The following is a 3,919-nucleotide window of genomic DNA, read 5'->3' as shown; positions in this document are numbered from 1 at the left end:
ATGCCGGATCGCTCCAGCACCAGCCCCATCAATGTAAAGAAAGGTATGGCTAGCAGTGAGTCATTGGCGATGATGCCGAACACCCGTTGGGGCAAAGCCTGGAAGAGAACCGGGGTAAGCAACCCCAGCTCGATGCCGATCAGCCCAAACAGCATGCCGTTTGCAGCCAGTGCGAACGCCACCGGAAATCCCAGCAGTAGGAAGATCACCAGGTTGGCGAACATGATGGGCGCCAAATTGGCAGTCAGGAACTCAGCCATTAGCGCGCCTCCCCAGCAGCCGCGCGTGCCGCGGCCGCTTCGCGGGCTTGCGCTTCACGGGCGATTTGTTCGGCCAGCTCCTCTTCAGCAGTCTTGGCCCGGTCGCGCTCCCGTGGATCCGGCCCCTTGCCCAAGAGGAACGCGATGCACTTGATCAGGTGCGACAGCCCGGCCAGCACCAGCAGGAAGAATCCGACCGGAATCAGCAACTTGACCGGCCAGCGTATCAACCCCCCGGAATTCGACGACATCTCGTTCGTGACGTAGGAGTCGACGAACACTGGCCAGGAGAGCCACATGATCAACACGCACGCGGGCATCAGGAAGAAAATGACGCCCAGGATTTCTATCCAAATCTGCGCGCGCTGCGAGAGCTTCTGTGCGAGGATGTCCACCCGCACGTGCTCATTCTTCAATAGCGTATAGCCAGACGCCAAGAGAAAGATGGCGCCGAACAAATACCACTGCAATTCCAGCCATGCGTTGGAACTGGTATGGAGAACCTTGCGCACGGTGGCGTTGCCCGCACTGACCAATACCACCACGAGGGTGAGCCACGTGACGGACTTGCCGACAAACGTGTTGAGCTTGTCGACCAGGCGGGAAAAGGCTAGTAGAGCATTCATGGTTGTGCCTGATGCTGAACAAAAAACGCCCGGCACCGGGGCCAGGCGAACGATTCCGGCTTCCGGGGCGTGACAGGCATTTGTGGACTGTCACGCTACCCTGGGATTAGCTGCGAATCGTGGACATGTAACCGTCGAAATTGCCTTCGGCCACGCGGAACCACGGCAGTACGTCGCCACGGAAAGCGACCATGCTGTCGTAGACCCGCTTGAACTCGGGGCTCTTCGCGCTCATTTCCGCATACAGCTTCGTGGCCTCGTTGTAGCAGGCGTCCATCACGGACTTGGGGAAGGCCCTCAACTGGGCGCCCTGGGAAACCAGGCGGCGCAGCGCGGCAGGGTTCTCCGCGTCGTACTTGGCGATCATGTCGTTGGTCGCCGCGGCGCAGGCTTGCTCCAGGACCGCCTGGTAGTGCTTGGGCAGCTTGTTGTAGGCATCCTGGTTGACATAGAGGGAAACCTGCAACGTGCCTTCCCACCAGCCCGGGTAGTAGTAATGCTTGGCAACCTTGTGGAACCCGAGCTTTTCATCGTCATAGGGGCCGATCCATTCCGCGGCATCGATGGTGCCCTTCTCGAGCGAAGGATAGATGTCGCCTCCCGCGATCTGCTGCGGCACGACGCCCAGGCGTGACAGCACCGCCCCGGCAAATGCGCTGACCCGGAACTTCAGGCCCTTGAGGTCGTCGACCGACTTGATCTCCTTGCGGAACCAACCCCCCATCTGCGTTCCCGTATAGCCGCACGGAAAGTTGACGATGTTGTACTTCTTGAAGACCTCGCGCAGCAGCTTCAGGCCGTCCCCGTGGCGCATCCAGGCATTCATCTGCCGCGTGTTCAAGCCGAACGGCACGGCGGCATCGAAGCTGAGGACAGGGTCTTTGCCGTAGTAGTAATACGAAGCTGTGTGGCCGCACTCGATCGTCCCGTTTTGGACGCTGTCGAGCACCTGCAGGGCGGGAACGATCTCACCTGCGGGAAATACGCGAATGGTGAACTTTCCTCCGGTTGCCTCCGAGACGTACTTGGCCACGGCCTCCCCACCGCTGTAGATGGCGTCGGCGCTGCGAGGGAAACTCGAGGCAAGCCGCCACGTAACGGTAGGCGAATCCTGGGCGAATACCGGTGCAGAGAACGTCGCCCCGCCCACGGCGGCGCCCACGGTTGCCTTGGTCAAGAAGGAACGGCGATGCATATGCAGTTCTCCTGGGATTTTGCTAGGGAATCCCCCGAGTGGCACCATGCAAAAGGTGCAACCAAAAGTGCCACCCTTGGGTAAGGCGAACACATAATACTGGCCGGATAGAGTCATCCGGCCCTGCGGTAAACCCTAATTCACCGGAAAGTGAATCCGCAGACGCACGACGTCGACGGCCCGCCTTTTCCCTATGCCCCGGTATTACCGCAACAGCCGGCTCCCGGTTCGATTCGACCCGGATCGATCTCCCGTCCCCGAAGCGTCGGTGCCCGTCGACCGATCCCTGCCGGTAGCGGGCGGCTGGCCGGCAGAGGGATCCTTGGTGCCCGGAGCGATCCCTCCCTGGTCGGCGGGACGGTCGCCGGTGCGTCCCTGCGCCGTGCCGGGCGACCGGTCGGCTCCGTCGCCGCGCGGGCCGGGCTTGCCTTCGGTCGATCCGCTTTGACGCGCATTGCCCGACGCGCCGGACGGCCCTGCGTTCGAGATGCCGCGGGTCGGGCCCTCGGCACTCGTTCCGCTAGGCTGGTGACTGCCGCCGCTTTGGCCCGGGCTGGCGCCGGAGCCGGCCTGCGCGAGGGCAGCCGGCACGGCCAGGATGACGGAGGACAAGAAAACGATTTGCAGCATCGGTTTGCGCATGGCGTACTCCCTGGTGACACCTGCACACAGCAGAATCCGTTCCCGAGACGAGGCTCCACGCCGCGACACCGCGCGATCGAGGTGGCAGCCTAAACCACCAGGCCATTTGCTCACCTCGCGTTTTTCGAGTCCAATGGCCGCCGGCACCCTGGCGGCAACCGCCGCCTCCCGCGCATGGCGCCCGGACGTCCCCGAACCACGATGATTCGCAAGCGCATCGAAGCACAAATACTCGGCCTGACCGGCCTCGCCCTTGGCGGCGTCGATTTCGAGAATCCGCCCGGAGATCCCGGGCTCTTCGGCCCAAACTCGATCAGTTGGCAGGTACACAGCGATTTCACGTCCATGCTCATCGGCGGCGTCGCGGCGCTGCTGATACAGATGCTGCACCCGCTCGCGCTCGCCGGCGTCTGGGATCACTCCAATTTCCGGCGCGACATGCTAGGCAGGCTGCGCCGCACCGGGCAATTCATATCCGGCACCACTTATGGCAGCACGGCCGATGCCGAACGGCTCATCGCGCGCGTGCGCGACATCCACGAGAATGTGCGCGGCGTGGCGCCTGACGGACGGCCTTATCACGCGAACGATCCCGATCTGCTCACCTGGGTGCACGTAGCAGAAGTCAGCTGCTTCCTGGCCTCGCATCTGCGCTACCGCAACCCGCATCTACCGGAAGCCGACCAAGACCGCTATTACGACGAGATCGCTCTGATCGCTTATCGGCTCGGGGCGCGCGACGTGCCGCGGTCGAGGAAGGAAGTCGCAGCCTATCTCGAGCGGATGAAGCCCCAGCTGGTCTGCGACGAACGTACCCGCGAGATTGCCGACATCCTGTTATCGAATCCTCCCGCGGTGAGCCCATGGGCCCAGCCTGTCAGCAAACTCATGCTGCATGCGGGCGTAGCACTTTTGCCCGATTGGGCCGCCGACATGCTGGCGCTACAAAAACCTGTTTGGCAGCGGCGGGCGATCGAATTGGCGGTCGGCCGCGTGGCACCCGTGCTACGGTGGGCGGTCCGCAATGGCTCGGCCCATCGGGCCAAGCGCAGGATGGGCCTGCTTCCGCCCAATCCCGACCTTTGACGCCGGTGCGCCGAGCACATAACATATTCTTCTAGAGAATTAGCTTATTTCTTATTGAAATATGATTTTCCGCCAGTTCTTTGACGACGCATCGAGCACCTATACCTACC

The 3,919-nt window shown here is 62.3% G+C and carries 5 protein-coding genes; 1 reads left to right on the top strand and 4 read right to left on the bottom strand.

What is annotated here, in order from left to right; translation table 11 throughout:
- The 4 genes from IRZ12_RS16250 to IRZ12_RS16235 all read right to left on the bottom strand — a co-directional run.
- A partial coding sequence (locus tag IRZ12_RS16250; RefSeq protein ID WP_296470684.1) for a TRAP transporter large permease subunit occupies window positions 1–260 on the bottom strand: 260 nt, incomplete at its 3' end.
- Window positions 260–886 carry a TRAP transporter small permease subunit gene (locus IRZ12_RS16245; RefSeq protein ID WP_296470681.1) on the bottom strand — a complete coding sequence of 209 codons (627 nt, stop codon included), beginning with the start codon at window positions 884–886 and terminating at the stop codon, window positions 260–262. The genes IRZ12_RS16245 and IRZ12_RS16250, both read right to left, overlap by 1 nt.
- A gap of 106 nt (window positions 887–992) precedes the next feature.
- On the bottom strand, window positions 993–2,081 hold the full coding sequence (locus IRZ12_RS16240; protein WP_296470679.1) for a TRAP transporter substrate-binding protein: 1,089 nt from the start codon (window positions 2,079–2,081) through the stop codon (window positions 993–995).
- A gap of 204 nt (window positions 2,082–2,285) precedes the next feature.
- Window positions 2,286–2,723: a hypothetical protein gene (locus IRZ12_RS16235; RefSeq protein WP_296470676.1), complete on the bottom strand. Its 438-nt coding sequence runs from the start codon at window positions 2,721–2,723 to the stop codon at window positions 2,286–2,288.
- Window positions 2,724–2,924: 201 nt separating this feature from the next.
- On the opposite strand from IRZ12_RS16235, the gene IRZ12_RS16230 reads away from it, so the two are divergent.
- Complete coding sequence (locus tag IRZ12_RS16230; protein ID WP_296470673.1) at window positions 2,925–3,809, top strand: oxygenase MpaB family protein; 885 nt, start codon at window positions 2,925–2,927, stop codon at window positions 3,807–3,809.
- Window positions 3,810–3,919 lie beyond the last annotated feature (110 nt).

The sequence above is a fragment of the Pigmentiphaga sp. genome, assembly GCF_019689535.1.
GTDB lineage: Bacteria > Pseudomonadota > Gammaproteobacteria > Burkholderiales > Burkholderiaceae_B > Pigmentiphaga.
Note: the sequence above shows the minus strand (reverse complement) of the source record. Positions and strands in the feature narration are given on the sequence as shown.

Coding starts and splice junctions, on each gene's coding strand:
- IRZ12_RS16230 (WP_296470673.1), top strand. CDS start 2,925: ATGATTCGCAAGCGCATCGAAGCACAAATACTCGGCCTGACCGGCCTC.
- IRZ12_RS16235 (WP_296470676.1), bottom strand. CDS start 2,723: ATGCGCAAACCGATGCTGCAAATCGTTTTCTTGTCCTCCGTCATCCTG.
- IRZ12_RS16240 (WP_296470679.1), bottom strand. CDS start 2,081: ATGCATCGCCGTTCCTTCTTGACCAAGGCAACCGTGGGCGCCGCCGTG.
- IRZ12_RS16245 (WP_296470681.1), bottom strand. CDS start 886: ATGAATGCTCTACTAGCCTTTTCCCGCCTGGTCGACAAGCTCAACACG.